Origin of the sequence: Frederiksenia canicola, assembly GCF_011455495.1 — a bacterium.
Lineage (GTDB): Bacteria > Pseudomonadota > Gammaproteobacteria > Enterobacterales > Pasteurellaceae > Frederiksenia > Frederiksenia canicola.
The window spans coordinates 973446-992789 of sequence record NZ_CP015029.1; the positions used below are offsets into that span (position 1 = coordinate 973446).

Here is a 19344-nt window from a genome sequence, read left to right on the forward strand (position 1 = left end):
ATACACACGTTTTTTTACATTAATCTCACATTGAGGATATTAACAATGGCAAAAATCGTTAAAGTAATTGGTCGTGAAATCATCGACTCTCGTGGTAACCCAACTGTTGAAGCTGAAGTTCACTTAGAAGGTGGTTTTGTTGGTTTAGCAGCTGCACCATCAGGTGCATCAACAGGTTCACGCGAAGCATTAGAGTTACGTGATGGTGACAAAGCACGTTTCTTAGGTAAAGGTGTGTTAAAAGCTGTTTCTGCAGTAAACAACGAAATCGCACAAGCCATTTTGGGCAAAGATGCATCTAACCAAGCTGAGATCGACCAAATTATGATCGACTTAGATGGTACAGACAACAAATCTAAATTCGGTGCGAACGCAATTTTAGCGGTGTCTTTAGCAAATGCAAAAGCTGCGGCAGCTTCAAAAGGTATGCCACTTTATGCTCATATTGCAGAACTTAACGGCACACCAGGCGTGTACTCCATGCCATTACCAATGATGAACATTATCAACGGTGGTGAGCACGCTGACAATAACGTTGATATCCAAGAATTTATGATTCAACCTGTAGGTGCGAAAACGTTAAAAGAAGCGTTACGTATCGGTGCTGAAGTATTCCACAACCTTGCGAAAGTATTAAAAGGTAAAGGTCTAAATACTGCTGTAGGTGACGAGGGTGGTTTCGCGCCAAATCTTGCTTCAAACGCAGATGCACTTGCGTGTATCAAAGAAGCGGTTGAGAAAGCCGGTTATGTGTTAGGTAAAGATGTAACACTTGCTATGGACTGTGCCTCATCTGAGTTCTACAACAAAGAAAACGGTATGTACGAAATGAAAGGTGAAGGTAAATCATTCACTTCTGAAGAGTTCACTCACTATTTAGAAGGTTTATGTAAAGAATACCCAATCGTCTCTATCGAAGATGGTCAAGATGAGTCAGACTGGGACGGTTTCGCATATCAAACTAAAGTGTTAGGTGACAAAGTTCAATTAGTTGGCGACGACTTATTTGTAACGAATACTAAAATTTTGAAAAACGGTATCGAGAAGGGGATTGCAAACTCAATCTTAATCAAGTTCAACCAAATCGGTTCATTAACTGAAACGCTTGCGGCCATCAAAATGGCAAAAGACGCTGGTTACACTGCCGTAATTTCACACCGTTCTGGTGAAACTGAAGATGCAACGATTGCTGATTTAGCGGTAGGTACTGCAGCAGGTCAAATCAAAACAGGTTCAATGAGCCGTTCAGACCGTGTTGCGAAATACAACCAATTAATCCGTATTGAAGAAGCGTTAGGTGAGAAAGCACCATTCAACGGTTTAAAAGAAGTGAAAGGTCAAGCGTAATTCTAAACGCAAGCCAAGAAAAGCCTGATGAAAATCAGGCTTTTTTGTTATAACCGCTTTTACAAGCGGTTAGATTTGGCAAAAATTTTGCAAATTATTGTTGGTCGCCGATTAACACAGATTCCAACGCAATTTCAATCATGTCGTTGAAAGTTAATTGACGTTCTTCAGCAGTGGTTTGTTCATGGGTGCGGATGTGGTCTGAAACGGTACAGATCGTTAAGGCTTTTGCCCCGAACTCTGCAGCTACACCGTAGATCCCTGCAGCTTCCATCTCTACCCCTAAAATGCCGTATTTTTCCATCACATCAAACATTTCAACATCGGGTGTATAGAATAAGTCTGCTGAGTAAAGGTTACCTACACGCACGTTTATACCTTTTGCTTTTGCGGCTTGAACTGCGGCTAAAGTCATATCGAAGTCTGCGATAGCAGCAAAATCGTTATCTTTGAAACGGATGCGGTTTACTTTTGAATCGGTACAAGCACCGACACCGATGACCACTTCACGTAATTTAACGTCTGGACGCACGGCTCCACATGAACCCACACGAATGATTTTTTTCACGCCATATTCGGTGATCAACTCTTTTGCGTAGATTGAGCAAGAAGGAATACCCATACCGTGTCCCATTACTGACACTTTACGGCCTTTGTAAGTGCCCGTGTAGCCGAACATATTACGCACATTGGTAACAAGCTCAGGGTTTTCTAAGAAGGTTTCTGCGATGTATTTTGCACGAAGTGGGTCGCCTGGCATTAAAACAACATCAGCGAATGCACCTGCTGGTGCGTTAATATGTGGAGTCATTGTGAGTTCCTCTTATTGGTGGATTAAGAATGAATGAGTATTTCCCATTCGTCCGATAAATTAGATAACAAGCGGTGAGATCCGACGAAAGTTTTACACATTTTTCTTGGAAACTGACCGCTTGTAATGAGTTAGTAACCAGTGACGTTTTTATTTACTTGTTGATCGTTTAAGGTTGCTAGTAAATTGGCTAATAGGCTTGATGCACCGAAACGGAAGTGAGCTTGGTTTACCCAGTTTTTACCCAAAATATCAGCTGCTAAAGCTAAATATTGTGCTGCTTCTTCGCTAGTTTTCACGCCACCTGCTGCTTTAAAACCAACAGTGTCAGCTACACCTAAATCACGAATGGTCTCAAGCATAATGCGGGCAGATTCAAGGGTTGCATTGACAGGCACTTTACCTGTTGAGGTTTTGATGAAATCTGCACCTGCCTTGATTGAAATTTCGCTCGCCTTGCGAATTAATGCTTCAGTTTTCAATTCACCTGTTTCAATAATGACTTTTAAAATAACATTTGCTACGGCACAAACGGCTTTGCACTGTTTGACTAATTCAAAACCGATTTGTTCATTGCCAGCCATTAACGCTCGATATGGGAAAACGACATCCACTTCGTCTGCACCATAGGCAACTGCAGCTTTCGTTTCTGCAACCGCAATGTCAATATCATCACTCCCATGTGGGAAGTTGGTGACAGTCGCAATTTTCACGTTTTCAGTACCTTGCATTCTTAAGGCTTTTCGAGCGATCGGCACAAAACGGGGGTAGACGCAAACGGCAGCAGGTGTACCAAAAGCAGTATTGCCTTGTTGGCAAAGTGCGATGACCTTTTCATCAGTGTCGTTGTCGTTTAAGGTAGTTAAATCCATTAATGACAACGCTTGTTGTGCTACTTGTTTTAAACTCATAGGATTTTCCTTCTATATTGTTTGCCCCTTTGAAAAAGGGGGACTGTGGGACTAAGAGGATTTTACGCAATCGTTTAACTTAGCCTAAAATGACAACACCGCAGTTTCCTGCGGTGTTGATTACGCTATTTTTACATTACAGTACGGCACCGCCGATACCGATAAACAAGCCTGCAATCGCAGCACTCATTAAGTTAGAAAGCGTACCAGCTGCAACCGCTTTTAAGCCCATACGAGCAACATCGCTACGACGATTTGGTGCCATACCGCCAAGACCGCCGATTAAAATTGCAATTGAGCTTAAGTTTGCGAAACCACATAATGCGAAAGTGATAATTGCAACGGTTTTTGCACTTAAGGCAACGGCTGCTTCAGGTTTTAAGTAGTTAGCGAAATCGGCGTAAGCAACAAATTCGTTCACTACTAATTTAGTACCGATTAAAGAGCCAGCAACTTGAGCTTCTTCCCATGGCACACCAATTACCCATGCAAGAGGTTGGAATATATAGCCGAGAAGCGATTGGAGAGTAACACCTTCAAAACCAATTAACCCTGCTGTCCAGCCAATAAAGCCGTTTAACATAGCGATTAATGCGATGAATGCTAATAACATTGCACCTACGTTCATCACTAATTGCATACCAGAGAAGGCACCTACTGCTGCTGCTTCGATTACGTTAGATGGTTTGTCATCCATATCTTCTTCACTTAACTCATCTTTAAATGGTTCTGTTTGAGGGTGAAGAATTTTAGCGAACAATAAACCACCTGGGGCTGCCATAAATGAGGCTGCGATTAAGTATGGAAGTGGTACCCCCATACCAGCGTAGCCAATCATTACCGCACCCGCAACAGAAGCTAAACCACCACACATTACCGCAAATAACTCAGAGTTAGTCATTGATTTGATGTATGGTTTAACCAGTAATGGAGCTTCAGTTTGGCCGACGAAAATGTTTGCTGCTGCAGACATTGACTCTGATTTAGATGTACCAAGAACTGCTTGCAATGCACCGCCTAAAATACGGATCACAAATTGCATGATGCCTAAGTAGTAAAGTACAGAGATTAATGCAGAGAAGAAGATGATTGGTGGAAGAACACGAAGTGCGAAGACGAAACCGCCGCCGCCAAAGACTTCAAACATTTTGTCGCTAACTAAGCCACCAAATAAGAAGTTGATACCATCGTTACCATAGTTGATAACGGCACTGATACCTTTTGCTGCAGCAAGTAATGCTTCACGACCTGCAGGGACATAAAGAATTAATGCACCAATACCAACTTGGAAAGCCAATGCACCAGCAACGGTACGCACATTAATTGCTTTTTTATTGTTAGATAATAAGAAAGCAATTAAAAGGAGTACAACAATACCTAATAGGCTGATTAATGTATCCATTATTAAAACCTCAGAAAGTCCAAAAATATATCGATTTTATGAACAAAATCGACGATGAAAAAAGTGACAATACTATACCGATTTTTTTTGTCAAAATCTTCAAAATTTTTACAACTTTGTCGAGCTGAAGTCGACAAAGTTGTAAAAATTTGATCTAGTTCTCACTTTTTTCGTCTATATCTTGCGTGAGTTGTCATTGCAGAATATTATGCTGGAGTTAATCTTCTTTTTTTGTAGGGATAATGGAGTTTGTATGTCAAGACTAACCAAAGAACAGATTTTAGCACAATTAAAACATGGCTTGATTGCTTCTTGCCAGCCTGTTGATGATGGTCCAATGGATCACCCTGAAATTGTTGCCGCGATGGCGGCGGCTTCTGTTGCCGGTGGTGCGGCAGGTTTGCGAATTGAAGGCATTGAGAATCTTAAAGCCGTCCGTAAAGTGGTAGACGTGCCGATTGTAGGGATTGTGAAATACGATTTAGACGACAGCCCTGTACGTATTTCGCCATTTTTACAAGATATTGATGATCTCTACAATGCAGGTGCCGATATTATTGCTTTTGACGGTACACATCGTATTCGCCCAACAGAAATTGATGTGTTGGTGAAACGCATTCAGGAACTTGGTGCAATGTCAATGGCAGACTGCTCAAATTTTGAAGAGGGAATGTATTGCCAAAAATTAGGTGTGGACTTAATCGGCAGCACAATGTCAGGCTACACCGGTGGTGAAACTCCGAAAGATCCTGATGTTCAACTCGTTCGTGATTTAGTGGCTAACGGCTGCCGTGTGATGGCGGAGGGGCGTTATAACACTCCTGAACTTGCTGCATTAGCGATTGAGAACGGTGCTTATGCCGTAACCGTTGGCTCTGCATTAACTCGCCTTGAACACATCGTGAGCTGGTTCGTTACCGCTATCGAAAATCGCAAAACAGGAGCCTAAAATGACCGCTTGTTTAGCCATTGATGTGGGTGGCACAAAGATTGCTGCAGCATTGGTTACTTTAAACGACAAAGATGCCCAAGTTGAACAGCGTATGCAAATTCATACGCCACAAAACCCGAGTGCTGAAGCTTTAGATATCGCTTTGGCGGAAATTTTGCAGAAATTCGAAGGGCAATTCGATAAGGTGTCAGTAGCGTCAACGGGAATTATCCAAAATGGCATTTTGACTGCCTTGAATCCGAAGAATCTGGGTAATTTGGCGTTTTTCCCGCTTGAAGAAAGTGTTAAAAAGCACACTGATAAGCCGATTACCTTGTTAAATGATGCTCAAGCAGCGGGCTGTGCAGAATTTTTACGTCAAGACGATATTGAGAACTTTGCCTTTATCACGGTTTCAACAGGGGTTGGCGGTGGGATCATCTTAAACCGCAAATTATTCACTGGCACTAACGGTGTTGCCGGGCATATCGGACATAGCTTGGCAGATCCAAATGGTGAAGTGTGCGGTTGTGGACGTGTCGGCTGTGTGGAAGCTGTGGCCGCAGGCAGAGCTATTGCTCGAGATGCTGCGAAATGGGATAACCCTTGTGAACCGCCAGAGGTATTCGAGCGTTTCCGAGCAGGCGATCTACAAGCGGTCACTTTAGTCGAAAAATCTGCAAAAGCGATTGCTCACTTAATTGCAGATCTCAAAATTAATTTGGATATTCAACGCATTGCTTTAGGTGGCAGCGTAGGATTAGCGGAAGGTTATCTTGCTCGAGTGGAACATTTTCTTGCTGAAATGCCAGCAATCTACCGCCCTGAAATTGTGCGGGCTTATTATGCCCAAGATGCCGGTTTAATCGGTGCGGCTTGGTGGGCAGAGAACCAAGAGTAGTGTTATAAAACGAAAACGGCAGCTGGGAAGCTGCCGTTTTGATTTTATCTTGCACGGAAAATAATGCGTGCTTTGCTTAAATCGTATGGGGTCATTTCAACGGTAACTTTATCGCCTGTCAAAATGCGAATGTAGTTTTTACGCATTTTGCCTGAAATATGAGCGGTAACAACGTGTCCGTTTTCTAATTCGACACGAAACATAGTGTTAGGTAAGGTTTCTAAAATTGTACCTTGCATTTCAATGCAATCTTCTTTAGCCATTTATTCCTCTGTAAGTTGATAATTTAAGTGCCAGTTTGGCGAAAAACGGCGGTTATTATACTCTCTGTTGCCCGAATTACAATCATTTACGCCCAAAAGCTCGGCGGCGAGAGTGAAAACGTTGGGCTTGGCTTTTGTTCTCCGCTGGCAATAATTTCGGTTGGCTATGGATAATATGTATACGGCGGCGGTTGAAATAGTAAAAACAGCTAACAAACAGCCCGCCCGCCAAAAATAGAATAATCAGCTCACCATACAAAAGGTGGAACAGCTCGTTCACTTTGCTTTGAGTGGTTTGCCCGTATTGTGAATCGAAAGTAACTCGTAAAAAACCGACTAAATCCTGTTGAGCAAAAATGGGTTCAACAATTTGTTGCGTCGTCGAGGGCAACTCGTTTGATTGAGCAAGTGGCTTGAAGGTTTGTGCATTGCGACTTTGAGCAATCAGCACGCCCGTTGGTGAGTAGAGATTTGCATCGATCACAAATTCCTCTTCGGAAAACGTGTCCAACGCTTCAATCAACTCCTCATTTTTCACATTACGAACCAACATCAATGAAAATAGCTTCGCTTGTTGGCGAACAAGCAGATGTGACAAGTTCGATACTTGGTTAATCCCTGCTAACTGTGAGCCGATTTTGAATTGATTGATACCAGTCACAATCATCGACACAATCACTACACAGAGCAACATCACTCCTGCGAGTACGCCGATTTTCCACATTTTTCCGCTGATTTTTTGCATAGTTTCTCCCGATAACAAGCGGTGATTTTAGCCTGTAAATTTGCAATCAACAAGCAATGGCGAATAGACAGAAACGGATTATTTTTTTATTATCCGTTATCTTTTTTTGATGAGAATTTCCGCTATGTCTGTTTTTTTTATCTACGCCAAAACCTTGTCTAATCAACAAATCGTGCAATTTCACCAGCACAATCAGCTCACTTTTTTAGGTTCACTTCGCTATTTGGATTATCAAATTGCATTTTTTTCAGGAAATCTGACCGCTTGTCTTCGCCAACATGCCGAGCAAATCGGCTGCGATATCAGCAATCTTGAAATGATTCCACGCCTTGAACAGCCAGGGTTGCTAGTGATGGATATGGATTCAACCGCGATTAAAATTGAGTGTATTGATGAAATCGCCAAACTTGCAGGCACGGGGGAGATTGTCTCATCGATTACGGCAAGTGCGATGCGGGGTGAACTCGATTTTGAGCAGAGTTTACGCAAGCGGGTGGGGACGCTTGAAAATGCGTCTGAAAGCATTTTGCAAAAAGTACGTGAAAACCTACCGCTTATGGACGGCTTTGAGCAAATGGTGCAAATTTTGCAGCAACATGGCTGGAAGTTGGCGATAGCCTCAGGGGGATTTGATTATTTTGCCGATTATTTGAAGGAAAAATATGGCTTAGATTATGCGGTATCCAATCAATTAGAAATTGTAGAAGGAAAATTGACAGGTAAAGTGCAGGGCAAAGTGGTTGATGCACAATATAAAGCCGAAAGCTTGAAAGCCTTGGCAGATCGTTACCAAATTCCCCAAAATCAATGGGTTGCTGTTGGTGATGGAGCCAATGATCTACCGATGCTGAAAACGGCTAGCCTTGGCGTTGCTTTACATGCTAAACCAAAAGTGCAAGAACAGGCTCAAACTGTGGTAAACTTTGGTGATTTAACTGCATTGGTACTGTTACTCAATGCAAAAAATTTATTTGAACAACTGAAAGGAAAATAATATGCCATCATTTGATATTGTGTCTGAAATTACCTTGCACGAAGTGCGTAATGCGGTGGAAAATGCGAACCGTGTGCTAAGTACGCGTTACGATTTTCGTGGTGTCGAAGCGGTGATCGAACTTAACGAAAAAAATGAAACCATCAAACTGACCACTGAATCTGATTTCCAACTGGAGCAACTGATTGAAATGTTGAGCGGGGCGTGTGTAAAGCGGGGTATTGAGCACAGTTCGTTAGATATTCCGACAGAAAGTGAGCATCATGGCAAACTGTATAGCAAAGAGATCAAGCTAAAACAGGGTATTGAAACGGAAATGGCGAAGAAAATCACGAAGTTAGTGAAAGATTCTAAAATCAAAGTACAAACTCAAATTCAAGGCGAGCAGGTGCGAGTCACAGGCAAATCACGCGATGATTTACAAGCGGTAATTGCGTTGGTGAAAAATGCAGACTTAGGGCAACCATTCCAATTTAATAATTTCCGTGATTAAGTCGCTTTAAATTACACAAGGCGGAAAATAGTAAACCTTATAATTTAACTCACTGATATTTGAGTAAAATTTCTCAAGAGTTTGCAAAAATCCGCCGTTTTGGCGAGTTAGTCGCCAATCATTTAATTTTTTCAAAAAAGCGTTTGACATATTTTTATAACCTAGTAATATGCACGCCCACAGACACAGTGAGTGGTGAGATGGCCGAGCAGGCTGAAGGCGCTCCCCTGCTAAGGGAGTATGGGGTCAAAAACTCCATCGAGGGTTCGAATCCCTCTCTCACCGCCATTTACTTTATCACGCACCCGTAGCTCAGCTGGATAGAGTACTCGGCTACGAACCGAGCGGTCAGAGGTTCGAATCCTCTCGGGTGCGCCATTTAATTTTATCTATCAGAATTAAATGGTTGCAGATAAATTAAATACCACCGTATCAATTCAAATACGCACCCGTAGCTCAGCTGGATAGAGTACTCGGCTACGAACCGAGCGGTCAGAGGTTCGAATCCTCTCGGGTGCGCCATTTCAAATGTCTTCATATTCATTGCAATTTAGTTATTCAAGCGGTCTTTATGCTGAATTTTTCACATCAAGAACACATTCGTACTTACTATTCCGAAACGCGAAATATCGATTTTCAATTACCGACATTAACCGAAAATCGTACAGCTGATGTTTGTATTATTGGAGCGGGTTTTTTAGGATTGTCCACCGCATTAGAGCTTGCTGAAAAAGGCAAAAAAGTGATTGTGCTTGAAGGTGCTCGTGTCGGCTTTGGGGCTTCTGGCCGCAATGGCGGGCAGGCAATCAACGGTTTTGAAGAAGGTATTGACGAATATATCGAGCAAATGGGCTTTGAGCAGGCTCGCAAATTGTGGGATATGTCCCTTGAGGCAATTCAGATTATTGACGAACGTGTCGCCAAATACCACATTCAATGTGACTGGCGAAAAGGCTATGCGACCCTTGCGTTAAACGAACGTCGTATGGACGATTTAATTGCGGTGGAAAAAGCCAGTCGAGAGTTATTTGGTTATGGCGAGATGCAGCTTTGGGATCAAGCCAAACTCAAACAGCACCTTGGTAGTGATATTTATTGCGGTGCGTTATACGATGCACAATCAGGGCATTTACACCCGCTCAACTACTGCTTGGGGCTTGCTCAAGCTTGTCTTTCACTTGGCGTGGACATTTTTGAGCATTCACCTGCGTTAGAGTTGAAATCTGACGGCAAAGCGTCAAGAGTCATGACACCACAAGGCTCAATTACAGTAAAAAATGTTGTTCTAGCAACCAATGCTTATATTGATGATAAATCGAATAAAAAAATTCGTGGAAAATTGGCTCGCAAAATTCTGCCTGTAGAGAGTTTTATTATCGCCACTGAACCGCTTGATCAAGCTACCGCAGACAGCATTATCAACAATGGGATGTCAGTCTGCGATAACAATATTTTGCTCGATTATTACCGCTTGACTGCGGATAATCGCCTGCTATTTGGGAGCGATTCTAGCTCTAATGCTGATATGGTACAGAAAATGCGTCGCAATATGTTGGATGTGTTCCCGCAGCTTGAGAATGTTAAAATCGACTATGGCTGGGGGGGGCCGATTGATATGACGCTTAATGCCTCCCCCCACTTTGGGCGAATGAAATCGAACATTTACTTTGCCCAAGGTTTTTCAGGGCACGGTGTCGCATTAACGGGGCTGGCAGGACGAATCATTGCCGAAGCGATTGACGGCAACGATGAACGTTTGCGTGTATTTGAAAAGTTCAAGGTGCCAAGTATTTATGGTGGTAAATGGATCAAAAAAATGGCTGTAAAGGTTGGGATTCCTTATTATCGTTTTCTTGATAAATATCGCTGATCATTGTTAACAAGCGGTCAGATCCTGCAAAAATGTTGCAAATGATTTCTAGGATCTGACCGCTTGTCTTATTGTTGCTGTTGCAAAATAACAAAACCAACACGGTGGCGGTGAGCGATTCGGCGTTTTAAGCGGTAAATTTGCAAAATACGACGGAATTTATTACTGCGTAAACGACGAGTGCGTTGCTTTAAACGGTATCTTTTTTGCATTATTTTTCCTTATTTTCAGCTAATGAGCTCGATTCTTGTGAGATTTGACTCGCTAACTCAGCTTTTGACTTTTCTTCTTTCTCTTTTTCCAGTGCCTGATTTTCTTGTTCTTTGACACGTTGGTGATTAATTATACTGTGATAGTAACGACGGATATTTTCCACATAGTTAAAGGCTTCAAAACCTCGTGCGTAGCCGTATTTTAACCCAGTGTAATAACGTTTTTCAGCAAGTAACGGGAGATTTTTTTTCACCTCTAACCAATTATCAGGATTGCCACCAAGTTGTTTCGTTAAACGGCGAACATCAATTAAATGCCCCATTCCCATATTATAGGCTGCAAGCCCGAACCAGATGCGATCTTCTTTGGCAATCGTTTGTGGCAATTGGCTGATTAATAAATGCAAATATTCTGAGCCTGCTTTGATGCTTTGTTCGGCATTTGTTCTATCACTAATTCCCATTCGTTCTGCGGTATCTCGAGTTAGCATCATAATGCCACGAACACCTGTTGGTGATGTTGCCGTTGGATCCCAATGAGATTCTTGATAAGCGATAGCGGCTAGCATTTGCCAATCAAAATCGCCTCGATATTTTTCAAAAAGTGGCTGATATTTAGGCAGAACCGTTTCGATTGCTCGCAAGTAACTGGCGGTATCTACATAATCAAAGCGGGCTAGATGATTGAAATATTTCTCTTCAATACGTGAGATGGTGCCATTTTCATTGGCTTGATTCATAAATTCTAAAACCGCAGCTTGTAATTCGCTATATGCACTGTTTTGCAAATACCATACGACGGGGGCTTCATCGGTGAGATCAAATCCTACCGCAATATCAGGTTTGATGTGTTGCGCTGCGGAAATGTCAACAGAAACGGCTACCGTATAAGGAATTTTGCCTTCTGCAACTTGAATGAGTAGCTCTTCTTGGGTGAATTTATCGGTGACTTGCCAGCGTAATGTCGGGTGGTTTTCTTGTAATTGTTGTAGAAGCGGGATAACGGCAGAGCCTGTTGGAATAAGTAGTTCGGAATGTAAATCATTTAATGTATAAGGGCGTCGTGTGCCTTTTTTGTAGGCGACTTGCCATGAAGCGGAATAGTAACTTGCTCCGATCTGAAATTGTTTTGCTTGTTCGGATTGATAGAGCAATCCGGCGGCGGCCATATCAATTTTATTTTCTTTCAAGGCATTGAAGAGCGATTCGCTATTTTCAAAGGTAGTCACATCCAGTGAGACATTGAGATAGTTTGCGAATGCACTGGCGAGATCGTACTCAATGCCAACATTTCCGTTTACACCTACAAAATAGCCTAACGGGTGGTTGATCATCCCCACTCGTAAGGTTTTTGTTTGCTGAATTTGTGCGTAGCGGTTCTGCTCAGACAATATCGTTTTTTGCCAGGGGGAAACCATATCCCACGCCCATAGCAGCAACGCTAGCCCGATGACAATGCGAATTGCTAAACCTTTCAATTTCGTTTTCTCTGAATAAATAAAAACCGAAGTGTAACAAACTTCGGTTTAAAGCAAAATAGCTTATCATGGGTAACAAGCGGTCAGATTTTTGCAAAATTTTGCAAGGAACTGACCGCTTGTAAGGGTTACTCAGGTAAAAATCCCCCACTTTGGTGTGCCCAAAGTTTGGCGTAAACGCCGTTTTGGGCGAGCAGTTCTTCGTGGCTGCCTTGCTCAACGATTTGTCCCTTATCCATGACAATCAAGCGATCCATCGCCATAATGGTGGATAAACGGTGAGCGATGGCGACCACGGTTTTGCCTTTCATTAGCTCAGTCAAGTTTTCTTGAATTGCCACTTCCACTTCTGAATCCAACGCACTGGTTGCTTCATCAAGCAGTAAAATAGGGGCATCCTTGAGCATCACACGGGCGATGGCAATCCGCTGGCGTTGTCCACCCGAGAGTTTCACGCCCCGCTCGCCAACGTGAGCGTCGTAGCCCATTCGACCTTTTGCATCTTGCAACTGTGGGATAAACTCTGCGGCAGCCGCTCGTTCTGCAGCTTGTCGCATTTCTTCTTCCGTTGCACTTGGGCGACCGTACATCAAGTTCTCACGCACAGAACGGTGCAGTAGAGATGTATCTTGCGTCACCAAGCCGATTTGTGAGCGTAAACTTTCTTGGCGGACATTGCGGAGATCTTGCCCATCAATTTGTACTGAACCGTTTTGTACATCATAAAAACGCAACAACAAATTAGTGAGCGTAGATTTACCTGCCCCACTGCGTCCGACTAAGCCGACTTTTTCGCCTGCTTTGATATGTAAATTAAACTGTTTAAGTAGCGGCTTGTGTTCTTCATAGGCAAAATCGACCGCATCGAACTTGATTTCCCCTTGTGTCACGTTCAGTTCTTTCGCATTTGGCGAATCAACTACCGTATGTGGTTTGGAAAGGGTTTCCATACCATCTTGTACCGTACCGATATGCTCAAACAGGCTAGCAAATTCCCACATAATCCATTGTGCAAAGCCTTTTAAACGTAAACCGAGTGCAGCGGCGGTAGCGATTGCACCTGCGGAAATCCAACCAAACGACCAGAGCGAAAGGCTGACAACCACGGTGGTGAAGACCAGCAAAATGCCGTTGATGTAAGTAATCACATCAATTTGGGTCACCAAACGCATCTGTTTATGCACTGTGACCATAAATTCCTGCATCGACTCTTTCACATATTCGGACTCACGATTGCCGTGGGAAAAGAGCTTCACTGTGGCGATGTTGGAATAGGCATCAGTAATTCGCCCAGTCATCAAGCTGCGGGCGTCGGATTGTTCTTGCGAAGCCGTTGCCAGGCGAGGCACAAAATACCAAATCGACATCGCCAATACCGCAAGCCAAATCAGAAATGGCAGTAGCAGCCAACTGCTAAACTGTACCAAAATCACGCCTGATGTGATGAAAAAGACGCTGACATACACCACCATTTCCACAAAGGTCATCACCACATCTCGGACTGATAATGCCGTTTGCATCACCTTGGCGGAGACTCGTCCTGCAAATTCATCTTGGTAGAATCGCATACTTTGCCCCAGCATCCAGCGGTGAAAATGCCATCGCAGTCGCATTGGGTAAACGCCTTGCATACTTTGAAAACGGAAGCTGGAGTAGAGATAAGTGGCGATAATCCCGACTAATGCCACCAACACCATTTTGGCAATTTCCCAGCCTTTTTCCGCCCATAATTGAGCAGGAGAGAGTTTTCCAACCCAATCGACAAATTCGCCGATGAATTGGAACATAACCGCATCCACAATGCCGATGACCATACTCAAGCCAATCGCTAATAATAAGTACGGTCGTAGCCCTTTGGTCGATTGCCAAATAAACGGTAGCAATCGTCCTTTCGGTGCTTTGGGGGATTCATCGGGATACGGCTCAATGCGATTTTCGAACCATTCAAACCATGTTTGTTTCATCTTCTTCCTTTATACTGAAAAGGCGTACTGGGTACGCCTTGTTGAGCCTTGCGATACAAGCGGTCAGATCCTGCGGATTTTTTGCAAATTGTTAGGCGAAAGTGACCGCTTGTCTGCTTATGGATTTAACCATTTTTCGTCTAAGGCTAAATCTTCGTTACGGTTGATACCAATTGGCTGCTTCAACACATTGCGGGCGATGTCGTGTGCTTCGGCTAAAGAGTGTTCTTTGTACGAACCACATTGAAATTTGTTGAGTTCTGGAATTTTAGACTCGTCAGGCACTTTGTTTAACGCATCAAGCATTGCATTTTCCCATGCTTTTGCCACGGTTTCTGGAGACGGCGTGCCGATGAGCGACATATAAAAGCCTGTACGACAGCCCATTGGCGAGATGTCGATGATCTCGACACTGTCGCTGTTGAGATGATCACGCATAAAACCAGCAAATAAATGCTCCATTGTATGAATGCCACGCACTGGCAGAATATCAATGTTTGGTCGGCAGAAACGCAGGTCAAAAACGGTAATTGTATCGCCTTTTGGTGTGGTCATCGTTTTTGCAACACGTACTGCGGGGGCATTCATTTTAGTATGATCAACTTTGAAACTATCTAATAAAGGCATTTTCTGCTCCTGTTTTGTTTATTTTTACTTTTACTTTAATAAGACTGCCTCCCTTCGTTTTTCAACGAAAGGAATATATTTATTCCGCAATGCCTTGATTCCAACCTGCAGCCCCTTCTGGTACTTTGCGTTGTAGGCGGAAGCGGTGGTTAGCTTCCACCGGTGGCTGAACAACTTTGTCAGATGGGTTGGAGAACGCAATACCACCATTTAAGAGTTGCGACATTGTGCCTGAGCTGATGCTTGCACCGCTGAGACTAATATCCATTGTGTAGCCGGATGCTGCCCAGAATTGTGAATTTTTACGTACCAAATGGCGATATTGATTGCTGATTTTTAGGTGGATCAGCACACGATCGCCCAGTTCGCTCAGACTTAAACGTTGCACCACGCCAACTTGCATTCCTCGATACAATACAGGGGCATCTGGTGTAATGCCGTTGGCATCACTGGTTTCGACAATGATCGCTAGGCCATTTTGGAATTTGCTACTTTGGCTGTCAGTTTCAGCCAGGGGAAATTGCGTTTGGCGTTCGCCGCTGCCGATGTCAATGCCGATATAATTTTGAATGGCCGCATCCAAATTTTTCACGCCGGTTGTGCTAATTTCAGGCGACACGGCTCGGAATTGACTGCCTGCTTTAGCGATGAGTGGGAAGTATTGGCCGTCAATGAAAGCCGTGACTTTTACCTGTTTTTTGGCATTTTCAAGCTGCAACGTTTCCACTTGTCCGACAGTTAATCCCATATATTTAAGCGGCATTCCTTTACTCAGCTTGCTGGCGTCTTTGGCAATTAAGGTGATGTAGGTATTGCCTGAACGTGCTTTGTCAAAACTGGCGTAGAGCGTACGGCTGTTTTTTGCTCCGTTGTTATCAAAACTGATTGCCCCTTTGAGTGTTCGCATTAGCGGGGATGCCTGCAAGTTTAAGCCCTTAGTAGAAAGATCCACTTGCACCGCAGGTTCAATCCAAAAGCGGCTAGTTTCACTCAATAAATGGCGATATTTCGGCTCAATAAAGAGATCCACATCAAAGCGATTTTTTTGCGGACGCACACTCAACACTTCGCCTACTTGGAAGTTACGATAAAGTAGCACAGAACCTTGACTGATTCCCGTTAACTCGTTTGCGGAGAGTGTGAGTGTGGTCTGTTTTTCATCGCTGATGATATTGTTTTCGGCACTGTCTAAATCTTTGTACAGAGGATATTGCTTTAACGCAGTCCCTTCGGAGTTACCATTGAGCAGGCGAACACCACCTTGTAGCCACTGAGTTGGTGAAGCTGCATTCAGCTTTACGCCATCTAAGCCTACGGCGATATCAACGTTGGAAACCGTGACAAATTTACTATTTGCTCCGATTAAATGGCGGAAGTTCGGGAAAATAATCGCCGTAAATTTTACGTTATCGGCATTTAATTCACGTTTGAGAATTTCCCCGATTTGCACATCATGATAAAAAATGCTTTGTCCTTTATCGACACCATAAGATTGTGGTGCCGTTAAACTCAATGATAATGTATCTGCTCGGTTAAGCAAATAACTATCATGGTTTTGTACTACAAAGTGGCGGCTTGGTTGCCCTTCTCCTGCAATAATCTCGAAATAGTTACCGCGGAAAACTTCGCTTAATTTGTCTAATTGATCTTTATTGAAGCTGAATTTGGGTTCTTTCAGTAAAATGACTGATTTTTCTTTCAGGAGATCTTTGTAACTTGGATCAATTAATAGTGAACCTTGTAACATGCCATTTTCTGACTTTGGCGGATTATCGTATGGTGAGACAAAGGTAGAAAAGGTGCCAATTTGTGTTCCTTGATAGAATACCCCGGTTTCATTGGGTTTTATGCCCAAGTTTGTTGGGAGTTCAACGGTAACGTCAATGCCACGTTGAGCTGATTTTAAATCATTAAATAACCGATAACTTTGTTCTTGTTCCGCTTTGGCGGAATCACTGGGTGAGTCAAAAGCAACAGCACCTTGTACAACAGACAATAAGCTATCAGCCTCGATAGAAACGCCAGTAGATAAGTTCAAATTTGCTTTGATACCACTGATATTCCAAAAATGGCTATCTTTTTTGACTAGATGAGCATATTTTTTATTGATTAAAAGATCAATCTCAACTTTGTTTTGATCTGCAGTGAATCGGTAGTCAGAAACGTTTCCAACGGGAACTTTGCGATAGTAAACGCTTGCTCCTACTCCAATAGAGCCGAGATCGTCAGCCACCAATTTAATTAATAAATCACCGTCATTAATAGGCACGATAGGGGGTTCGCTTTCTGCAACAAATTCATCTTCACTATCGTGACTTTCGCCAGGGATTAAACTGATGTAGTTGCCTGACACCAGCGTATCGAGTCCAGAAATACCCGCTAATGAAGCCGTTGGGCGAACAAGCCAGAACTTCGTGTCTTTACGCAACACGGCTTTAGCTTGCGGATCAATTTCTGCGGTGACTTCAACTTCACGCATTTGATTCGTGAAATTGACTTTTTTGACTAAACCAATTTGTAAGCCTTGGAAACGAATCGTGGTTTTTCCTGCAGAAATACCCGCACCATCTTGGAAACGAATGGTGATTTCTTCGCCTTGTTCACGCAAAATTTGAAAAAAAAGTGAGCAACCAATTAAAAAGGCAACAAGTGGCAAGAGCCAAAACGGTGAAATTTTACGGGGTTCTCTGACTTTAGCAGGAACAGGAGAATTGTTATTTTCGGTCATAAATGCTTATTGATTAAATACAGGTAAGCGGTCAGATTGTGCAAAAAATTTGCAGAATCTCACCGCTTGTAGGAGTAGTCTAGAAAATGAGAACAAAATTAGCTTTTGTCTTTTTCATCACATTTCTGAATATTGCTACATTTACCGTATAAATACAGACTGTGATTTGTTAATTCCATTCCGTGTTGTTGGCTGATTTCACGCTGGCGGCGTTCCATATCAGGATCTTTAAACTCGAAGACTTTACCGCAATCCATACAGATGATGTGGTCATGTTCTTGATGCAAATTTAGCTCATAAACAGCTTTATTGGCGTCAAAATTATGACGAGTCAAAATATCCACTTCTTCAAATTGATTAAGCACACGGTAAACAGTGGCTAAACCAATTTCTGATTTTTGTTCAAGCAAGAGTTTATAAATATCTTCAGCAGAGAAGTGTTGCATATTTTCACGAGTCTTTTGCATTAACTCTAGAATTGTTAAGCGTGGTTCAGTCACTTTTAAACCGACTTTTTTCAACAGCTTGATATTTTCTTCAGACATTTTATGCTCCTTCAATAGGTATTCTGCAAAGAATTAGGCTAATTCGGCTAAATACATTTCATCAAAAATTTGTTTACACCAACGGTTTACACGATCTTCTGTGAGTTCTGGTTGGCGATCTTCATCAATACATAAACCAACAAAAGTCTCTTCATCAACGAGTGCTTGTGATGCTTCAAAGGTATAACCTTCTGTTGGCCAATGACCGACGATTACGCCACCATTAGGTTCGATAACATCACGCACCGTACCCATTGCATCGCAGAAATATTCTGCATAGTCTTCTTGGTCACCGCAGCCGAAAATGCCAACCACTTTATCGGTGAAGTCGATCTCTTTTAAGGTTGGCATGAAGTCGTCCCAATCGGCTTGTGATTCACCGTAGTACCACGTGGGAATACCGATGAGTAAGAAATCGTAGGCTTCGATATCTTCTTTGGTGCTTTTGGCGATATCACGAATATCAACAAGCTCTGCACCGAGCTGCTTTTGGATCATTTTTGAAATGTTTTCTGTGTTTCCGGTATCAGAACCGTAAAATAAGCCAACAACTGCCATTTGAAATTTACCTGTTTTTTATTTTATATCAATGTGTTAGACATTGATGTGATGATTTAAAATCTGTTCTATTAACTGTCCGCGAGAAATCCCTTTTGCGATAGCTTGCTCTTCCAAAGCAAGAACTAAATCCGAATGGAGTTTGAGTTCCACACGTCGCAATCCAGATGAGCGATCTCGTCTGAGCTGGTTACGTTTATTGATGCGGAGCTGTTGTTCTCGACTAAGCGGATTGGTGCGGGGACGCCCAACTTTTGGCAGGTTTTCGAACAGATCAAGGGTTATACAATCTGAGTCTTGTTTTGCCATCTTGAAATTGGTGGGCTACGTTCATTTTCAGCTAAACACGAGATGAGAATGATACGCTACTATTAAAGTATGAACTATACCATAATCTCCCAAACTTGAGAATAGGCGAAAGTATGGGTTGTGTGTTTTGCCTGCTGGGAGATTGACTAAATAGTGATAGAGATCACAAAATGAACAAGTCGTGCTTTTCAGTTTAGTGTTGTATGAATATTATACGAGTGTGCTTCGTGTCAATTAGGCTTTTTCATCGTGTTT

The 19344-nt window shown here is 42.8% G+C and carries 19 protein-coding genes and 3 tRNA genes; 9 read left to right on the forward strand and 13 right to left on the reverse strand.

Features of this window, described 5'->3' with window-relative positions; all coding sequences use genetic code 11:
• Nucleotides 1–45 precede the first annotated feature (45 nt).
• Nucleotides 46–1347, forward strand: a complete 1302-nt coding sequence (gene eno, locus A4G17_RS04760) for a phosphopyruvate hydratase (RefSeq protein ID WP_123957211.1) — start codon at nucleotides 46–48, stop codon at nucleotides 1345–1347.
• 94 nt (nucleotides 1348–1441) lie between these two features.
• On the opposite strand, the gene deoD is transcribed toward eno, so the two are convergent.
• From deoD to A4G17_RS04775, 3 genes are all read right to left on the reverse strand, one after another.
• Nucleotides 1442–2158 carry a purine-nucleoside phosphorylase gene (gene deoD, locus A4G17_RS04765; RefSeq protein ID WP_123957210.1) on the reverse strand — a complete coding sequence of 239 codons (717 nt, stop codon included), beginning with the start codon at nucleotides 2156–2158 and terminating at the stop codon, nucleotides 1442–1444.
• Nucleotides 2159–2289: 131 nt separating this feature from the next.
• Complete coding sequence (gene deoC, locus A4G17_RS04770; RefSeq protein ID WP_123957209.1) at nucleotides 2290–3069, reverse strand: deoxyribose-phosphate aldolase; 780 nt, start codon at nucleotides 3067–3069, stop codon at nucleotides 2290–2292.
• Nucleotides 3070–3205: 136 nt separating this feature from the next.
• Entirely contained in the window at nucleotides 3206–4471 is a 1266-nt protein-coding gene (locus A4G17_RS04775) for a NupC/NupG family nucleoside CNT transporter (RefSeq protein WP_123957208.1), read from the reverse strand.
• 253 nt (nucleotides 4472–4724) lie between these two features.
• Between A4G17_RS04775 and A4G17_RS04780 the strand changes: the two genes are divergently transcribed.
• Entirely contained in the window at nucleotides 4725–5420 is a 696-nt protein-coding gene (locus A4G17_RS04780; protein ID WP_123957207.1) for an N-acetylmannosamine-6-phosphate 2-epimerase, read from the forward strand.
• A 1-nt stretch (nucleotide 5421) separates the two neighbouring features.
• On the forward strand, nucleotides 5422–6303 hold the full coding sequence (locus A4G17_RS04785) for an N-acetylmannosamine kinase (protein WP_123957206.1): 882 nt from the start codon (nucleotides 5422–5424) through the stop codon (nucleotides 6301–6303).
• Between the two features lie 44 nt (nucleotides 6304–6347).
• Here A4G17_RS04785 and infA read toward each other — a convergent pair whose 3' ends face one another.
• A complete protein-coding gene (infA, locus tag A4G17_RS04790) occupies nucleotides 6348–6566 on the reverse strand; it encodes a translation initiation factor IF-1 (RefSeq protein ID WP_005598198.1) in 219 nt (72 codons plus the stop codon).
• A gap of 82 nt (nucleotides 6567–6648) precedes the next feature.
• Entirely contained in the window at nucleotides 6649–7311 is a 663-nt protein-coding gene (locus A4G17_RS04795; RefSeq protein ID WP_123957205.1) for a YtjB family periplasmic protein, read from the reverse strand.
• Nucleotides 7312–7435: 124 nt separating this feature from the next.
• Between A4G17_RS04795 and serB the strand changes: the two genes are divergently transcribed.
• The 6 genes from serB to A4G17_RS04825 all read left to right on the forward strand — a co-directional run bounded on the left by serB (nucleotide 7436) and on the right by A4G17_RS04825 (nucleotide 10668).
• Nucleotides 7436–8305, forward strand: coding sequence for a phosphoserine phosphatase SerB (gene serB, locus A4G17_RS04800; protein ID WP_123957204.1), 870 nt, complete (start codon nucleotides 7436–7438; stop codon nucleotides 8303–8305).
• A gap of 1 nt (nucleotide 8306) precedes the next feature.
• Nucleotides 8307–8798, forward strand: coding sequence for a YajQ family cyclic di-GMP-binding protein (locus A4G17_RS04805; protein WP_123957203.1), 492 nt, complete (start codon nucleotides 8307–8309; stop codon nucleotides 8796–8798).
• 194 nt (nucleotides 8799–8992) lie between these two features.
• Nucleotides 8993–9086 (forward strand) — tRNA-Ser (locus A4G17_RS04810).
• Between the two features lie 13 nt (nucleotides 9087–9099).
• Nucleotides 9100–9176 (forward strand) — tRNA-Arg (locus A4G17_RS04815).
• Nucleotides 9177–9243: 67 nt separating this feature from the next.
• Nucleotides 9244–9320 (forward strand) — tRNA-Arg (locus tag A4G17_RS04820).
• A 49-nt stretch (nucleotides 9321–9369) separates the two neighbouring features.
• Nucleotides 9370–10668, forward strand: a complete 1299-nt coding sequence (locus A4G17_RS04825; protein WP_123957202.1) for an NAD(P)/FAD-dependent oxidoreductase — start codon at nucleotides 9370–9372, stop codon at nucleotides 10666–10668.
• 68 nt (nucleotides 10669–10736) lie between these two features.
• On the opposite strand, the gene A4G17_RS04830 is transcribed toward A4G17_RS04825, so the two are convergent.
• The 8 genes from A4G17_RS04830 to ybfE form a co-directional block, all read right to left on the reverse strand.
• The gene (locus A4G17_RS04830) at nucleotides 10737–10880 is read right to left on the reverse strand and encodes a hypothetical protein (protein ID WP_165894259.1); all 144 of its coding nucleotides are present in this window, start codon (nucleotides 10878–10880) and stop codon (nucleotides 10737–10739) included.
• Complete coding sequence (gene mltF, locus A4G17_RS04835) at nucleotides 10880–12358, reverse strand: membrane-bound lytic murein transglycosylase MltF (protein ID WP_123957201.1); 1479 nt, start codon at nucleotides 12356–12358, stop codon at nucleotides 10880–10882. The genes A4G17_RS04830 and mltF overlap by 1 nt, the downstream gene beginning before the upstream one ends.
• A 128-nt stretch (nucleotides 12359–12486) precedes the next feature.
• A complete protein-coding gene (locus tag A4G17_RS04840; protein WP_123957200.1) occupies nucleotides 12487–14322 on the reverse strand; it encodes an ABC transporter ATP-binding protein in 1836 nt (611 codons plus the stop codon).
• Between the two features lie 117 nt (nucleotides 14323–14439).
• Nucleotides 14440–14949, reverse strand: a complete 510-nt coding sequence (luxS, locus tag A4G17_RS04845) for an S-ribosylhomocysteine lyase (protein WP_123957199.1) — start codon at nucleotides 14947–14949, stop codon at nucleotides 14440–14442.
• A gap of 79 nt (nucleotides 14950–15028) precedes the next feature.
• Entirely contained in the window at nucleotides 15029–17677 is a 2649-nt protein-coding gene (locus A4G17_RS04850) for a PqiB family protein (RefSeq protein ID WP_123957198.1), read from the reverse strand.
• A 98-nt stretch (nucleotides 17678–17775) separates the two neighbouring features.
• Nucleotides 17776–18222, reverse strand: coding sequence for a ferric iron uptake transcriptional regulator (gene fur, locus A4G17_RS04855; RefSeq protein WP_123957197.1), 447 nt, complete (start codon nucleotides 18220–18222; stop codon nucleotides 17776–17778).
• Nucleotides 18223–18255: 33 nt separating this feature from the next.
• Entirely contained in the window at nucleotides 18256–18780 is a 525-nt protein-coding gene (gene fldA / locus A4G17_RS04860; protein ID WP_123957196.1) for a flavodoxin FldA, read from the reverse strand.
• Nucleotides 18781–18816: 36 nt separating this feature from the next.
• Nucleotides 18817–19089, reverse strand: coding sequence for a LexA regulated protein (gene ybfE, locus A4G17_RS04865; RefSeq protein WP_123957195.1), 273 nt, complete (start codon nucleotides 19087–19089; stop codon nucleotides 18817–18819).
• Nucleotides 19090–19344: the final 255 nt, after the last annotated feature.